Raw genomic sequence first — 15,733 nt, 5'->3', positions numbered from 1 at the left:
GCTCACATGCTTCCTGCCGACATCCCCGAACAGACCCAGCTGATCGATCTCATCGACCGTCGCGCCGATCCTTCGGTGACCTTGGCGCTGGCGTCCTCTCCCCTCCCGCAGGACCACGAGCGGATCCGGATCGCACTGCGCAACGCCATCGACGAGGTCGACCGGCGGCTTTCCGCACGCGAGCTCGAGCATGGGGCCCGCGACGACGTGATCGGCAGGCTCGAAGAACTCCTCAACGACGACGACTTCTGGGAACATCAATCGCGTTCGATCGTCGTCTTCGCCGCTCCCGGCATCATCGAGGCGTTCCGGCTCGCCAATCATCTGGGCGACGTGGTGACCGTCGGCGATCGCTTCGATGCGGCCCCGCTGCTGCGCGCGACCGCCTACCCGGGGCGCGCCTTCGTGCTGCAGCTGGCCGAGGGACTGGTGCGGTTGACCGAGATCGGTCCCGACCACGGCCCGTTCGAGCACCCCCTGTCGCTGCCCGAGGACCACGGCCTCACACTCGTCCACGCGGAGAACGACGGCCGGCTCGATCGCCATCGAGCACAGGGCGCCAACGGCGAGCGCGACGAGCGCGAGCGCTTCTGCCGCATCGTGCAGGACGAGGTCGTCAAGGTGGTCCCCGACGGCGTGCCCCTGATCCTCTCGGCCGCCACCGCCCTCGAGCCGGCGTACCGAGCCGTCAACACCCACTCAGCGCTCCTGGCGAAGGGAATCGACGCGCATCCGGAGTCGCTCGACGACGCCGAGATCGAGCGGTTCGCCCGAGAGTGCCTGGACGAGCTGCGGGCCGCCGAGACGTCGGAGTGGAAAGAGCGGTTCGGCACGCTGCGCGCCCAGGGACTGGCCACGAGCAAGGTCGCCGAAGTTGCGGCGGCCGCTGCGCAGGCCGCCATCGACGAGCTGCGCTTCGACCTCGACGCCGACGATCAGGGCACCGTCGACGATTTCGGGCAGCTCGCCCGCGCTGACGGCGATCCGGACTCGCCGCGGCTCGTCGACGAGATCGCCGCCCGCGTGCTTCACACCGGCGGGACGGTGCGCGCGGTCCGTCGCCGCGACCTCATGGACGGCTCGCCGGTGGCGGCCACGCTGCGCTTCCCGGTGGCGCCGACCGGCTGACGCGACGGACATCCGACGGAGCGTCTTCACTCGCCAGATTCTCATTCGACAGAGCCGGTCTCGCCGAGGGCGCCGGCACAGGAGGTCCGATCATGACGAACGATTTCTTCGCAGCCACGCAGGAGCGCGTGAAGGACAGCAGTGACACCGCCCGTGGCCGACTCGAGGTGGTGCACGCGTTCGACGGGGGGCCGATGCCTACCGGAGTCAGCGTGTCCCACACCGGCCGGATCTTCGTCAACTTCCCCAAGTGGGGCGACGACGTGCCGGCCACCGTGGTGGAGCTGGTCGATGGAAAGCCGGTGCCCTACCCGAGCGAGGCCATCAATCGGCCCGCCGACGACGCGGACCCGGCTGCCCTCGTGTCGGTGCAGAGCATCGTCGTCGACCCGGCAGACCGGCTCTGGATCCTCGACACCGGCAGCCCGCTGTTCCAGCCGACGCAACACGGGGGCCCGAAACTCGTCTGCGTCGACCTGTCGACAGACGAAGTGGTGCAGACGATCCTGTTCGACCGCGACGTGGCCCTCGCGACGACCTACCTCAACGACGTCCGGTTCGACCTGCGTCACGGGGACGGTGGCTTCGCCTACATCACGGACTCCTCCGACCAGGGTCCGAACGGGATCATCGTCGTCGACCTCGCCGCCGGACGGGCGTGGCGCAGGCTGCACGACCACCCCAGCACGAAGGCCGTTCCGCCCTCGGAGATGGTGCCGATGGCCGAAGGGCGAGCGTTCGCCGAGCGCACGCCCGGAGAGCCGGCGAAGCAGGTCGCCATGGGAGCGGACGGCATCGCGATCTCGCACGACGGCGAGCGGCTCTGGTACTGCCCGTTGATCAGCCGCCGGTGGTACTCGGTGGCGACCTCGGCTCTTCGCGACCGGAGCCTCAGCGATGAGGAGGTCGCCGCGACGGTCATCGACGAAGGCGACAAAGGCGGCGCTGCGGACGGTCTCGAAACCGACGACGAAGGCCGGATCTACGCCACCAACTGGGAGCACAACGCCATCACGCGGCGTCGACCGGACGGGTCGATCGAGACGCTCGTCCACGATGAGCGGATGCTGTGGCCGGACACGATATCGGTCGCGAAGGATCGGCACCTCTATTTCACCGCCAACCAGCTGCATCGTCAGGAGAAGTATCAGGGGGGCGAGGACCTGCGCACCTACCCCTACTACCTGTTCCGGTTCGCGGTCGACGCGGGGCCCGTGCTCCTGCGCTGATCCGCGAGATGCGCGTACACAACCGCGCACGCAACGTATAGCTCGCACGACGTATAGCCCGCACGACGCCGGAAAATCAACCCCCCGGACGCGCCGCCCCGTCACGCCGTACGGTGAAGGTCAGCGGCCCTCGACAGACCCTCCCCCGGGCCGAGGGCCGCTGCCACGCCCGCAGGAACGTGCGGGCATCACTCGAGCTCAGCGACCGTGCTGGCGTGAGAGCGGGCGAGGGACGCCTCTCGTCTTCCGCGGGACCAGAGGCGAAGATGTCGGTATGAGTGAGCAGCCGATGGTGGTCCGCATGTGGCGCGGAGTCATCCGCACGGCCGACCGCGACGAGTATGTGGAGTACGTCGAGCGCACGGGCATCGAGGAGTACCGTGCCACGCCGGGGAATCGCGACGCGTGGACGCTGACGCGCGACCTCGGCGACGGTCTCACCGAGATCGTGACGGTGTCGCGGTGGGACAGTATCGAGCACGTACGAGGCTTCGCGGGCACCGACCTCGATCGGGCGGTCTATTACCCCGAAGACGATCGGTTCCTCGTCGAACGCGACGACACCGTCCGTCACTACGTTCAGCGGAGCTGACGCTCCGGCCGCCGGCCGTCGCCTCAGTCGACCTTGGTGACCGTGCCGCCGGTGAGCGATACCAACTCGTCGTAGCTCATGGGAAAGACGGTGTGCGGCGTGCCGCCGGCCGCCCAGATCTCGGGATAGCCGGCGAGATCGGGGTCGATGATCGTCGTCAGCGGGGCCGGGTGACCCGTCGGGGCCACGCCGCCGATGGCCTGGCCGGTCGCCTCTCGCACCTGCTCGGCCGTCGCTCGCTGGATCCTGCCCCGCCCGAGGCGCTCGGCGAGCGCGGCCGTGTCGACGCGGTGGGCACCACTGGTCATCACGAGAAGAGGCTCGCCGTCCGACCAGAACACGAGGCTGTTGGCGATCGCCCCCACCTCGATCCCGAGGGCGGCCGCGGCGAGCGCTGCGGTGGAGGCGGCATCCGGCAGCACGACGATGTCACCGGTGATTCCCGCAGCACGGATCGCGTCATGGACGAGGCGGCTGCGGGCGGGAAGCTCTGCGGGGGCGGGCTGCTCGGTCACCATCTCAGCCTACGAGGCTCCGCCGAGGCGACCTGCGTGACCGCGCGCCAGGATCTCGCCGTGGGGCATCAGCAGCCAGCCGTCCTCGGCAGCGGCCCACTCCCGCCAGCCGTCGGAGATGCGCTGCAGCTGCGCGTCGTCCGCTCCGGTCGCACGAGCCGCGTCGGCGAACGCCGACTGCAGCACCCGGTCGGCCCACATGCCGCCCCACCACGAGCGATCGGCCTCGTCTTCGAAGAGCCACAGCGACGCCGTCGCCGAGACGTCGACCAGGCCGGCCTCGCGGGCCCATGCCTTCAGACGTCGCCCCGCCGCCGGCTCTCCCGCGACGCTACGGTGGGTCACGAGATACAGCTCGAGCCACTCGTCGAGAGCGGGGATCAGCGGGTACCAGATGACGCCGCGGTAGTCGACGTCACGAGCGGCGACCAGGCCCGCCTCGCCGGCCACGCGCCCGAGCTCCCGCAGCATGTCGACAGGGCGCTCGACGTGCTGAAGCACCTGGTGCGCGTGCACGACATCGAACTCCCCGGTTGCGTACGGCAGCCGGTAGGCGTCGCCCACCTCGAACGACAGATTCGGGGCCGTGTGCTCGGCGCCGGCCTGCGCGACGACGGCGGCGGCGGCATCCGTTCCCACCACGCGACCGGGCGACACCCGAGCAGCGAGGTCCGCAGTGATCGTGCCCGGACCGCTGCCGACATCCAGGATCGACATCCCGATGCGAAGGTGCGGCAGCAGATAGGCGGCGGAGTTCTCGGCGGTGCGCCAGCGGTGCGACCGCAGAACGCTCTCGTGGTGTCCGTGGGTGTAGGCGTCCGGCATCCGCCGATGCTACCGGGGATCGTTCGCGGCCGATGAAGCGTGACCGCCTGCAGGCTCAGCCGGCGGCCGGAAGCAGGAACGCCCGACTGTGCACCGTTCCGTCACTGCCGGCCTGCTGTCGAGCCCGTTTCAGGAGTCCGCCCACGCCCGCCGCCGATCGCGCAGGCCACACAGCGGTCGGCAGCCGACGCCCGGGTGCACCGCACCAAGCGCGACAGCGGCAGACAGCGACGACGACGGCTTCGGCGACAGCTGGACAGTGTGACGTTTCAGCACCGTCGCAAGCCCGCCCCACCGCGCATTGTGTTCACTCGCCGTGGAGACGGTTGAACATTCCGCCGTTGCGGTGTGAAATGAGAACGGATGCCGCAAAGCCGCGGCGTCCATAGTGCACTGCCCACGAGGCCCGCCGAAGGAAGACCCGCGATGACGCACACTCTGCCCCTGCCCGACTTCATGCACGAGCGCGTGGAGGTGATCCAGGGACGACGCAGCGGCCTGTTCATCGCCGTCGCCCTGCACTCCTCGGTCCTCGGCTCCGCACTGGGAGGCGCCCGCCTGTGGACCTACCCGCACTGGAGCGATGCCCTGGGCGACGCTCTTCGCCTCTCGGCGGCGATGACGCTCAAGAACGCCGCCGCCGGACTCGACGCCGGTGGTGGCAAGTCCGTCATCGCCCTCCCGCCCGGCACGACCCTCGACCCTGCGCGACGTCGCGCCGCGTTCCTCGACCTCGGCGACGCCGTCGAGTCGCTGCACGGCCTGTACCGCACGGCGGAGGACGTCGGTTCGACGACGGACGACATGCTCGTCGTCAGCGAGCGCACCGAGCACGTCGTGGGCCTCCCCGACGCGGTCGGCGGGTCGGGCGAGCCCGCCGGTCCGACGAGCCTCGGCGTCTACGAGTCGCTGCGGGCAACGCTCGAGCGCGTGACCGGCTCGCCCGATGTCGCCGGACGCCACATCACGATCTCCGGCCTCGGCCAGGTCGGCAGCCGTCTGGCCGTCCGCCTGTCGGCGGAGGGCGCCCGGCTTGCGGTGACCGACGTCAATCCGGCCAAGCGGGACCTCGCGCGGGAGCTCGGCGCGGACTGGGCGCTTCCCGGCGAGGAGCACCTCGTTCCGGCCGACGTCTTCGTCCCGGCCGGCATCGGCGGCGTTCTCACCGACGAGGTCATCGACGCCCTCGACGCGAAGGCCGTCTGCGGGCCGGCGAACAACCCGCTCGCCGAGCACCGGGGGGCGGAGCGGCTCGCGGCGCGCGGCATCCTCTACGCCCCCGACTTCGTGGTGAACGCGGGCGGCGTGATCTACCTCGACCTCGAGGCGAAGAAGCTCGGCACGCGCAGCGAGATCATGGACCGCGTCGCGCACATCGGCGACACCGTTCGTCGCGTGTTCGACACCGCCGACGCGCGCGGTGTGACGCCGCTCGAGGCCGCCGAGGGACTGGCTGCAGAGCGCCTCGCCCGTGGCGCTCAGCCCGCACTGGTCGACGACGTGGTCGGCGCGGCCTGAGCCCGGCTCGCGGGTGGGACTGCGTTCCACAGGTTGCGATATCCCGTTCCACCCGCGAGCTTCAGCTGGCAGGATGGGCAACGGCGCTCAACGCGGAGCGCTACCGAGGCCATGGCGTCGGCAGATCGAAGGAGATCCGGTGTTCACCAGCCCTTTTGCCGATGTCGAGATTCCCGAGCTCAGCATCTTCGACTACCTCTTCACCGGTCTCGAGCGCGATGACCTTGAGCGCGTCGCGCTGATCGATCCGGCCACCGGCGCCGAGACGACCTACGCCGCGCTGCGCGCGCAGATCGAGGCGTTCGCCGGCGCGGTCGCCGCACGCGGGGTCGGCGTGGGCACCGTCATGGCGGTGCTGTGCCCGAACGTCCCCGCGTTCGCGACGGTGTTCCACGGCATCCTCCGCGCCGGCGGCACTGTCACCACGGTCAACTCGCTCTACACCGCGGGCGAGATTGAGAAGCAACTGCGGGATGCCGGTGCCACCTGGCTCGTGACGGTGCACCCACTGCTTCCCCAGGCGCAGATCGCCGCCGAGGCCGCCGGCATCCCTCACGATCGCGTCATCGTCCTCGACGGCGCTCCGGGGCACCCGAACCTGCGGGACCTGCTCACCGCGGGCGCGCCCGCTCCGGAGGTCTCGTTCGATCCGGCGACCCACGTCGCGGTGCTGCCCTACTCGTCGGGAACGACCGGGGTGCCCAAGGGTGTCATGCTGTCGCACCGCAACCTGGTGGCGAATGTCGAACAATGCCGCGTGAGCCTCGACCTGCGCGAGACCGACCGCGTGCTCGCCGTGCTGCCCTTCTTCCACATCTACGGCATGACGGTGCTGCTGAACCTCGCGCTCCGTCAGCGCGCCGGCCTCGTGACCATGCCGAAGTTCGACCTCGTCGAGTTCCTCACGAACATCCAGAACTTCGGGTGCACCTACCTCTACATCGCGCCGCCGATCGCCGTCGCCTTGGCGAAGCACCCGGTCGTCGACCAGTTCGACATCTCCAGCGTGCACACCGTGTTCTCGGGCGCGGCTCCGCTGGACGGCGAGACGGCCGAGCTGGCCGGACGCCGGATCAACGCGCGCATGATGCAGGGCTACGGCATGAGCGAGCTCAGCCCGGTGTCGCACGCGATGCCCGTCGACCGCCACGACATCCCCGTCAGCTCGGTCGGCACCATGCTGCCGAACACGCTCAACAAGCTCATCGACACCGAGACGGGCGAAGAGATCACCGACGTCGGCCCCGACGGGGTGACCAAGCCCGGTGATGGATGCCGCGGTCATCGGCGTGCTCGACGACGACAGGCAGGAGATCCCCAAGGCGTTCATCGTGCCCGCGCCCGACAGCGGACTCACCCAGGACGAGGTGATGGCGTTCGTGGCCGAGCACGTCGCGCCGCACAAGAAGGTGCGCCGGGTGGAGTTCATCGAGGCGATCCCGAAGTCCGCGGCCGGGAAGATCCTCCGCAAAGACCTGCGGGCGCGCGAGGCGGCTCTCGTCTGAGATTCTCGCCGACCACTAGGTTGGCGCCATGGACGGCATCTGGCTCGCGGCGCTGAGCGGCCTGATCGGCGGCGGCACGCTGCTGGTCGGCGCCGCCGTCGCCTGGTTCGTCGACATCCCGCAGCGGGTGGTGGCGGGCATCATGGCGCTCGGTGCCGGCGTGCTGATCTCGACCCTGGCGTTCGAGCTCGTCGAGGAGGCGGCCGACATCGGCGGCCTCATCCCGACCACGGTCGGATTCCTCGCGGGCGCGGTCCTCTACATCGTCGCGGACTGGCTCGTCTCACGTCCGCAGCAGAAGCCGGCTGACCCGCCCGCGAACATCGTCGCCCGTCGCGCCGGGGCGAAGCTCGCCGGCGGCACCGGCGTCGCCATCGCGATCGGCGCCCTGATCGACGGCATCCCCGAATCGATCGTCATGGGACTGTCGGTCCTGCAGGGAGGCATCAGCATCCCGATCGTGGCGGCGGTCGCGATCAGCAACTTCCCCGAAGGACTGGGCTCGACGGCCGCGCTCAAGCGCAGCGGCTCGGGCGGCCGTTCGGTCGCGCTGCTGTGGACGGGGATCGCGCTGGTGACGGTGGTCGCGTCGGTCGTCGGCTTCATCGCGTTCGCGGCGGCGCCACCCAATCTCATCGCACTGATCACGACCGTCGCGGCGGGCGGTCTGCTCGCGATGATCTGCAACACGATGATCCCCGAGGCGTTCGATGAGCAGCACGCGCTCACGGGGCTGTGGGCGACGATCGGCTTCCTCGGCGCGTTCCTGCTGCACGAGCTCGCCGGCTGAGCACCAGCCTCTGCGGGCCCGGCGGCGAGCGTCAGGCCGAGGCGGACCAGTCGTCGGCGTCGCGGACGATCTCGGTGACCTCGGTGTCGACATCGAGTCCGTGCAGCAGCTCGAGCGCGGCGCGGGCCTCGTCGATGCGGCCTTGGACGGCGAGCTCACGGATGCGCACCGACGGCTTGTGCAGCAGCACGCCGGCCAAGTGGCGCAGCGCGGATTCGACTTCGTCGCCCGCTCCACGCGAGCGTGCGCGCGCGATCTCGCGGTCGAGCGTGCCCAGCACCTCGCGGCGCAGCGCCGTGATCGCGGGCCCGGCCTGGCGGTCGGCGGCGAACTCGGTGGCGGCGTCTCCGACGATCGCGCGGGCGTCGGCGTGCGCGTTGAACTCCTCGAGCGGCGCGTGCAGGCGGATGGTCTCGAGGTCGAGCAGCTCGACACCGGCGACGCGGCCCACGACCGGGTCGACGTTGCGCGGCAGCCCCAGGTCGATGACGAGCACGCGATGGCCGGGCTCGAAGGCCTCGGCATGCACCACGGCATCGGCGGTGCAGGTGATGACGACGTCGGCAGCGGCAGCCGCGGCGCGGAAGTCGGCGACCGGGGTCAGCGAGTGCTTGGCGGCGAACGCCTCGGCACGGCCGGACGGCGAGAAGACCTCGATGTCGCCGGCGCCGCGGGCGCGGAGTGCCTCGACGGTGCGGGCGGCGTACCGGCCGGTGCCGACCACGACGACCCGGGCTTCTGCCCAGTCGGCGACTCGGCTCGATGCCAGTTCGAGGGCGAGCCGGACCAGCGAGCGGTGGGCCCCCCGCAGACGGGTGCGGTTGCGCACGCCACGGCTGGTGTGCGTCGCCCTCTGGAAGAGCCGCTCGAGCTCGCCGCTCGTCATGCCCTCGGCGCGGGACGCCTCGAGCGCGCGACGCACCTGACCCGAGATCTCGTCCTCGCCGACGACGAGCGATTCCAGGCCGCTGGTCACCGCGAAGAGGTGGGCCGCGGCATCCGCTCCATGATGGACGGCGACCGACGCTCGCAGTAGATCCACGTCGACACCGGATGCCTCGGCCATCGCCCCGACGACGGATTCCACCGCGACGACCTCGCCGCCGGTGAGCGGCTCGTCGATGTCGAGATAGGCCTCGAACCTGTTGCAGGTGGCCAGGACGACCGCGCCCGAGACGAAGATCTCATCGTGGACCAGAGCGCGCGTCGCGGACGGCGCGCCCACGGAGAGACGCTCCAGGATGTCGAGGCTCGCGTTCCGATGGTTCGCGGTCAGACAGAGGAGCACGCCTCCATCTTAACGGACGCTCCTGAGAAGACGGGCCGCAGCCGCCGCGACCCCTCGGAGGATCGCACGGCCCGGGCGCCTAGAGTTGAAGGCGTGCCACTCGACCCCGCCCACCCGACATTGGCTGAGGGCTACACGCCTCCCGCACTCGTCCGCGCCTATCGCGGCGAGCGCCCCGACACCGCCCCCGTGTGGTTCATGCGGCAGGCCGGACGCTCCCTGCCCGAGTACCGCGAGCTGCGCGTCGGGACCGACATGCTCGACGCCTGCCTCGATCCGGCGCTGGCGAGCGAGATCACCCTCCAGCCGGTGCGCCGCCACGGCGTCGACGCGGGCATCTTCTTCAGCGACATCGTCATCCCGGTGCGTCTCGCCGGCGTCGATGTGCGAATCGTGGCCGGTCGCGGGCCCGTTCTCGAGCACCCCGTCCGCACCGCCGCCGACGTGCGAGCGCTGCCGCCGCTCGACCCCGCCGCCCTGGCGCCGATTCGGGAAGCCGTCGCGCTCACGGTCGCGAGCCTCGGCGCGACGCCGCTCATCGGTTTCGCGGGCGCCCCCTACACGCTCGCGTCGTACCTGGTGGAGGGCGGACCTTCCAAGGAGCAGCTGAAGACGCGCGCTCTGATGCACTCCGATCCCGAGACCTGGGCCGCGCTGCTCACATGGTGCGCCGGGATCACCGGCGCCTTCCTGGCCGCGCAGATCGAGGCCGGCGCTTCGGCCGGCCAGCTCTTCGACTCGTGGGCCGGCTCACTGAGCCTGGCCGATTACACCGCGCACGTCGCCCCCTTCTCCGCCCTGGCGCTGGAGCCGGTGCGCGAGCTCGGCGTGCCGCTCGTGCACTTCGGGGTGGGCACCGGTGAACTCCTCGCCGCGATGCGCGACATCAGTGTGGACGCGCTCGGCGTGGACTGGCGCCTGCCGCTCGACGAAGCCGTCCGGCGCGTGGGGACGGGCGTGACGCTCCAGGGCAACATCGATCCGGCGCTGCTGCAGGCGCCCTGGCCGGTGCTCGAGGCGCACATCCGCGACGTGCTCGAGCGCGGGCGCGCGGCGCGCGCGCACGTGGTCAACCTGGGCCACGGCGTCCCGCCCGACACCGACCCGACGGTCCTGACGCGGATCGTGGAGTTCGTCCACGCGAATGGCTGAATTCTCCGTCGTGGGCGGCGGCGTCGCGGGCCTGGTCGTGGCCCGGCGACTCGCCGCCTCCGGCGCCGATGTCGCGCTGTACGAGGCATCCGATCGCCTGGGCGGCACCGTCGCGCGGCACGAGGTCGCCGGGATCGAGCTGGATGCCGGGGCCGAGAGCTTCGCGGTCCGCGGTGGCGGCGTCGCCACCCTGCTCGGTGAACTCGGACTGTCGGACGACATCGTCGCCCCGGCGCCGGGGCCGGCGTGGCTGCAGCCTGTGGCCGGCGAGCCGGTCCCCCTCCCGGCGACGGCGCTGCTCGGCATCCCGGCCGACCCCCTCGCGCCCGATGTCGTGCGGGTCATCGGGCGCGATGCAGCGGAGTGCGCCGCGGGACTGGACGCCCGGCCCGTGACCGCGCTGCCCGAGACCCTGGGAGTTCTCGTGCGTGAACGCCTCGGCGCCGACCTGCTCGACCGCCTCGTCGCGCCGGTCGTGCACGGCGTGCACTCGCAGCACCCCGACGATCTCGCCGTCGCCCGCGCCCATCCCGGCTTGCCGAATGCGGTGCTGGCAGCGGGCTCGCTCAGCGGCGCGGTGTCGCGCCTGCGCGCCGATGCTCCGCCCGGCGCCGCCGTCGCGGGCCTTCGCGGCGGCATCCATCGCCTCGTGCCCGCACTCGCCGACGATCTCGCACGCCGCGGCGGCGACATCCGTCTCGGCACTCGCGTCGATGACGTCGCGACGCTCGGCGGCACGGTCGTCGTGGCCGCGCCAGGCGTGGTCGCGCCCGCCGTCAGTGGGCGGCGGATCGACCTCGTCACGCTCGTCGTGGAGCAGGACGAACTGGATGCCGCGCCCCGCGGCACCGGACTGCTCGTGGCGCAGGGGGCACCGGTGGGTGCCCGGGCGCTGACCCACGCGACCGCGAAGTGGGCGTGGCTGCGCGAAGTGTCCGGCGGACGCCACGTGCTGCGGCTGTCGTACGACACGACTCCTGCCGACCCGGCCCGGGCGGCGCGCGGCGACGCCGAGGCGCTGCTCGGCGTCCGGCTGCCTGTCGTGGTCGGCTCGGCTCACGTCTTCTGGACGCGACCCGCACCCGCGGCCCCGCCGGCAGGGACGGTTCTGGTGGGCGAGACCGTCGCCGGCTCGGGCCTGGCCGGCATCGTCGCGCAGGCCGAGCGCACCGCCGCCGCCCTCCTCGCCCGCTGACCCTGCCCGTGGCCGCCTCCGGGCAGGAGGCTCCCGCAGGATCGCGGCCCCCTCCGGGCAGGAGGCTCCCGCAGGATCGCGGCCCCCTCCGGGCAGGAGGCTCCCGCAGGATCGCGGCCCCTCCGGGCAGGAGGCTCCCGCAGGATCGCGGCCCCCTCCGGGCAGGAGGCTCCCGCAGGGGTGGGAGGATAGTTCTATGAGCGATTCCTCGGCCGCGCACGTGCCCGCTGACCAGGCGCCTCCCTCCACCGAGACCCTCGGCTACACCGTGTGGGCGGTGTTCCGCCGCGACCCCGCACTGTCGGCGGGCGGACCGGGACGTACGCCCGACGTGCAGGATCTCGCAGCCGCCATCGAGGCCATCGAGAAGATGGGCGTGGTGGTGCGCGGGTTCTATGACGTCTCGGGCATGCGTGCGGATGCCGACATCATGGTGTGGCTGCACGGCACGACCGACGCGGACGGCGTCGACACGGCGCCCGAGACGCTGCAGGCGGGGCTTCGCAAGCTGCGACGCACCGAGCCGCTCGCTTCGCTGCTGCCGGTGTGGAACGCGATGGGGATGCACCGCGACGCGGAGTTCACGTCGAACCACCTGCCCGCGTTCATGCGCGGCAAGGAGCCCGAGTCCTGGCTGACGGTGTACCCGTTCGTGCGCTCGTACGACTGGTACATCCTCCCCGACGAGGAGCGACGCCAGATGCTCGCCGATCACGGCCGCAAGGGCGCGCAGCACCGCAGCGTGCTGAGCAACACGGTCGCCTCGTTCGCGCTCGGCGACTACGAGTGGATCCTGGCCCTTGAGGCTCCCGAGCTCGTCGAGCTCGTGGACCTCATGCGCGACCTCCGCCAGACCGAGGCCCGCCGTCACGTGCGCGAAGAGGTGCCGTTCTTCACCGGCCGGCGTCTTGAGCTGAACGAGATCGCCGAGGTGCTCGCATGAGCGCCCTGCGCATCGGGACGCGCGGGAGCACGCTCGCCCTCACGCAGACCGGCATGGTCGCCGACGACCTGGCCGACGCGACCGGCGCCACGACCGAGCTCGTCACGATCACGACCGACGGCGACCGCTCGAACGAGCCGCTTTCCCGCGCGGGCGGCAGCGGGCTCTTCACGGGCGCGCTGCGAGACGCTCTGATCGAGGGCCGCTGCGACGTGGTGGTGCACTCGCTCAAGGACCTCCCCACCGCGGCGCACGATCAGCTCGTCGTCGCCGCGATCCCCGCCCGCGAGGACCCGCGCGACGCCCTCTGCGCACGCGACGGGCTCACCCTCGACGCTCTTCCGGCCGGCGCCCGCATCGGCACCGGCTCGCCGCGACGCATGGCGCAGCTGCGCCGGCGCCGCCCCGACGTCGAGGTCGTCGACATCCGCGGCAACGTCGACACGCGTCTCGGAAAGGTCACCAGCGGCGAGCTGGATGCCGTCATCCTCGCCGCCGCGGGACTCAACCGCATCGGCCGGACCGACGTGATCACCGAACTCCTCGACGCCGATCGGTGGCCGACGGCTCCGGGCCAGGGCGCACTGGCGGTCGAGGTGCGGCGCGGCGACGAGGACCTCGTGCGCGCCCTCGACCACGCGGAGACACGCGCCGCCGTGGAGGCCGAGCGCGAAGTGCTGGCCCTTCTCGAAGCGGGCTGCTCGGCGCCGCTCGGGGCGCGCGCCGTCGTGGACGCCGGCCTGCTCCTCGTCTCGGCGAGCGTGTACAGCCTCGACGGCACGACCGCACTCACCTCGTCGCATGCCACGACATGGCCCGACGACGACGCGTCGCGTGAGGTCGCGGCATCCGTCGCCCGTGAACTGCTCGACGCCGGCGCCGCCGACCTGACCGGAGCCCGCCCATGAACAGTGCTCACCGCGAGGGGGCTCTCCCCCGCAGACCTCGCCGCCTGCGCTCGACGCCTGCGATGCGCCGCCTGGTCGCCGAGACCCGGCTGCACCCGGCCGAGCTGATCCTGCCGATGTTCGTGCGCGAGGGTGCTTCCGAGCCGATCCCGATCTCGTCCATGCCGGGCGTCGTGCAGCATTCGACCGAGAGCCTCAAGAAGGCGGTGACGGATGCCGCGGCCGCCGGCATCGGCGGGATCATGCTGTTCGGCGTGCCCGAGCGCAAGGACGCCATCGGCTCCGGCGCGACCGATCCGGACGGCATCCTCAACGTGGCGACCCGGATCGCGGTGGCGGAGGGGGGCGACGCGCTCGTCGTGCAGACCGACCTGTGTCTCGACGAGTTCACCGACCACGGCCACTGCGGTGTGCTGGATGCGAACGGCTACGTCGACAACGACGCGACGCTCGAGCGCTACCGCGACATGGGCGTGGCCCAGGCCGCGTCGGGCTCGCAGCTGCTGGGGCTCAGCGGCATGATGGACGGCCAGGTCGCCGCGGTGCGCGACGCGCTCGACGGTTCGGGCTTCGGGAACACGCCGATCCTCGCCTACGCGGCCAAGTACGCGTCGGCCTTCTACGGTCCGTTCCGCGAGGCGGTGCAGTCCTCGCTCGAAGGCGACCGCCGCACGTACCAGCAGGACCCGGCCAACCGCCGCGAGGGCATGCGCGAGCTCGACCTCGATGTGGCCGAGGGTGCGGACATCGTGATGGTGAAGCCCGCGATGAGCTACCTCGATGTGCTGGCCGATGCCGCGGCGACGAGCCCCGTTCCGGTGTGGGCGTACCAGGTGTCGGGCGAGTACGCGATGATCGAGGCCGCCGCCGCCCACGGCTGGATCGACCGGCGTCGCGCGATCGAGGAATCGGTTCTCGGCATCCGACGTGCGGGCGCCGACGCCGTCCTGACCTATTGGGCGATCGAACTTGCGGGGTGGATCCGATGACCGAGCAGACGACGAATGAGCGAGAGTTCGCCCGCGCCCGAGGGGCGATGCCCGGCGGCGTCAACTCTCCCGTGCGCGCCTTCGGGTCGGTGCACGAGACCCCGCGCTTCTTCGTGTCGGCCTCGGGCCCGTACGTCACCGACGTCGAGGGTCGCGAGTACGTCGACCTCGTCGGGTCGTGGGGTCCCGCGATCCTCGGGCACGCGCATCCCGCCGTGGTGAAGGCGGTGCAGGATGCCGCTGCCCACGGTCTCGGCTTCGGCGCGAGCACGCCGGGTGAGACCGAACTGGCGGAGCTGATCGCAGCCCGCGTCACCCGGGACGGGGAGGCACGGCCGGTCGAACGCGTGCGGCTGGTCTCGACCGGCACCGAGGCGACGATGACGGCGATCCGTCTCGCGCGGGGCGCAACGGGCCGCGACCTCATCGTGAAGTTCGCCGGGCACTACCACGGCCACTCCGACGGCCTTCTCGCCGAGGCGGGCTCCGGCGTCGCGACGCTGGCGCTTCCGGGCTCGGCGGGCGTTCCCGCTCCGATCGCCGCGCAGACCCTGGTGATCCCGTACAACGATCTCGATGCCGTCCGCGAGGTCTTCACCGCCCGCGGCCGCGAGATCGCCGCGGTGATCGTCGAGGCCGCCCCCGCCAACATGGGCATCGTGCCGCCGGCGCACGGCTTCAACGCCGCTCTCGCGGGCATCGCGCACGAGCACGGCGCGCTCCTCATCCTCGACGAGGTGCTCACCGGCTTCCGCGTCGGGCCGGCCGGCTGGTACGGCGTCGACCCGGTCCCGTTCACCCCTGACCTCATCACGTTCGGCAAGGTCGTCGGCGGAGGCCTGCCGCTCGCCGCCCTCGGCGGTCCTGCAGCCATCATGGAGCTGCTCGCGCCGCTCGGGCCGGTGTACCAGGCGGGAACTCTCAGCGGCAACCCGCTGGCCGTGGCCGCCGGACGGGCGACCCTCGACCACCTCGACGCCGCTGCCTATGGACGCATCGACCGTGCCGCGACGACGATCGCGGATGCCGCGGCATCCGCTCTCTCAGAGGCCGGCGTGACGCACGTCGTCCAGCGCAGCGGCAATCTGTTCTCGATCCAGTTCGCCGAGACGCCGCCGCACGACTACGACACGGTGCGCGCACAGGAGTCGTTCCG

Annotated in this window: 14 protein-coding genes and 1 pseudogene; 12 read left to right on the top strand and 3 right to left on the bottom strand. The window is 71.6% G+C overall.

What is annotated here, in order from left to right; translation table 11 throughout:
- Window positions 1-6: 6 nt before the first annotated feature.
- The 3 genes from WYM_RS20070 to WYM_RS11675 all read left to right on the top strand — a co-directional run bounded on the left by WYM_RS20070 (window position 7) and on the right by WYM_RS11675 (window position 2,949).
- Window positions 7-1,128 (top strand): hypothetical protein, encoded by a 1,122-nt coding sequence (locus WYM_RS20070; protein WP_019181024.1) that lies wholly within the window; start codon window positions 7-9, stop codon window positions 1,126-1,128.
- A gap of 92 nt (window positions 1,129-1,220) precedes the next feature.
- A complete protein-coding gene (locus WYM_RS11680) occupies window positions 1,221-2,357 on the top strand; it encodes an L-dopachrome tautomerase-related protein (protein WP_019181023.1) in 1,137 nt (378 codons plus the stop codon).
- Between the two features lie 274 nt (window positions 2,358-2,631).
- Window positions 2,632-2,949 (top strand): hypothetical protein, encoded by a 318-nt coding sequence (locus WYM_RS11675; RefSeq protein ID WP_237739406.1) that lies wholly within the window; start codon window positions 2,632-2,634, stop codon window positions 2,947-2,949.
- A 23-nt stretch (window positions 2,950-2,972) separates the two neighbouring features.
- Here the strand turns inward: WYM_RS11675 and WYM_RS11670 are convergent, their stop codons facing one another.
- On the bottom strand, window positions 2,973-3,467 hold the full coding sequence (locus WYM_RS11670) for a YbaK/EbsC family protein (RefSeq protein WP_019181021.1): 495 nt from the start codon (window positions 3,465-3,467) through the stop codon (window positions 2,973-2,975).
- Between the two features lie 6 nt (window positions 3,468-3,473).
- Window positions 3,474-4,289 carry a methyltransferase domain-containing protein gene (locus WYM_RS11665; protein WP_019181020.1) on the bottom strand — a complete coding sequence of 272 codons (816 nt, stop codon included), beginning with the start codon at window positions 4,287-4,289 and terminating at the stop codon, window positions 3,474-3,476.
- A 426-nt stretch (window positions 4,290-4,715) separates the two neighbouring features.
- Here WYM_RS11665 and WYM_RS11660 point away from each other — a divergent pair, with 426 nt between their 5' ends.
- The 3 genes and pseudogenes from WYM_RS11660 (at window position 4,716) to WYM_RS11650 (ending at window position 8,102) form a co-directional block, all read left to right on the top strand.
- On the top strand, window positions 4,716-5,807 hold the full coding sequence (locus tag WYM_RS11660) for a Glu/Leu/Phe/Val dehydrogenase family protein (protein WP_019181019.1): 1,092 nt from the start codon (window positions 4,716-4,718) through the stop codon (window positions 5,805-5,807).
- A gap of 139 nt (window positions 5,808-5,946) precedes the next feature.
- Window positions 5,947-7,312, top strand: a pseudogene (locus tag WYM_RS20065) (AMP-binding protein).
- 28 nt (window positions 7,313-7,340) lie between these two features.
- Window positions 7,341-8,102 (top strand): ZIP family metal transporter, encoded by a 762-nt coding sequence (locus WYM_RS11650; protein WP_019181018.1) that lies wholly within the window; start codon window positions 7,341-7,343, stop codon window positions 8,100-8,102.
- A 31-nt stretch (window positions 8,103-8,133) separates the two neighbouring features.
- Here the strand turns inward: WYM_RS11650 and WYM_RS11645 are convergent, their stop codons facing one another.
- The gene (locus WYM_RS11645) at window positions 8,134-9,390 is read right to left on the bottom strand and encodes a glutamyl-tRNA reductase (protein WP_019181017.1); all 1,257 of its coding nucleotides are present in this window, start codon (window positions 9,388-9,390) and stop codon (window positions 8,134-8,136) included.
- A gap of 93 nt (window positions 9,391-9,483) precedes the next feature.
- On the opposite strand from WYM_RS11645, the gene hemE reads away from it, so the two are divergent.
- The 6 genes from hemE to WYM_RS20060 all read left to right on the top strand — a co-directional run.
- Window positions 9,484-10,542, top strand: coding sequence for a uroporphyrinogen decarboxylase (hemE, locus tag WYM_RS11640; RefSeq protein WP_019181016.1), 1,059 nt, complete (start codon window positions 9,484-9,486; stop codon window positions 10,540-10,542).
- Window positions 10,535-11,737 carry a protoporphyrinogen/coproporphyrinogen oxidase gene (locus tag WYM_RS11635; protein ID WP_019181015.1) on the top strand — a complete coding sequence of 401 codons (1,203 nt, stop codon included), beginning with the start codon at window positions 10,535-10,537 and terminating at the stop codon, window positions 11,735-11,737. The genes hemE and WYM_RS11635 overlap by 8 nt, the downstream gene beginning before the upstream one ends.
- A gap of 196 nt (window positions 11,738-11,933) precedes the next feature.
- Window positions 11,934-12,680 (top strand): hydrogen peroxide-dependent heme synthase, encoded by a 747-nt coding sequence (gene hemQ, locus WYM_RS11630; protein WP_019181014.1) that lies wholly within the window; start codon window positions 11,934-11,936, stop codon window positions 12,678-12,680.
- The gene (gene hemC, locus WYM_RS11625; RefSeq protein ID WP_019181013.1) at window positions 12,677-13,588 is read left to right on the top strand and encodes a hydroxymethylbilane synthase; all 912 of its coding nucleotides are present in this window, start codon (window positions 12,677-12,679) and stop codon (window positions 13,586-13,588) included. The genes hemQ and hemC overlap by 4 nt, the downstream gene beginning before the upstream one ends.
- On the top strand, window positions 13,585-14,577 hold the full coding sequence (hemB, locus tag WYM_RS11620; protein ID WP_083866215.1) for a porphobilinogen synthase: 993 nt from the start codon (window positions 13,585-13,587) through the stop codon (window positions 14,575-14,577). Before hemC ends, hemB begins: the two co-directional genes overlap by 4 nt.
- Window positions 14,574-15,733: glutamate-1-semialdehyde 2,1-aminomutase (locus WYM_RS20060; protein WP_040569300.1), on the top strand; the 1,160-nt coding region annotated here is incomplete at its 3' end. The genes hemB and WYM_RS20060, both read left to right, overlap by 4 nt.

It is taken from the genome of Microbacterium yannicii PS01, assembly GCF_000304335.1.
Taxonomy (GTDB): Bacteria; Actinomycetota; Actinomycetes; order Actinomycetales; family Microbacteriaceae; genus Microbacterium; species Microbacterium yannicii_A.
This window is presented reverse-complemented; position numbering and strand designations above follow the sequence as displayed.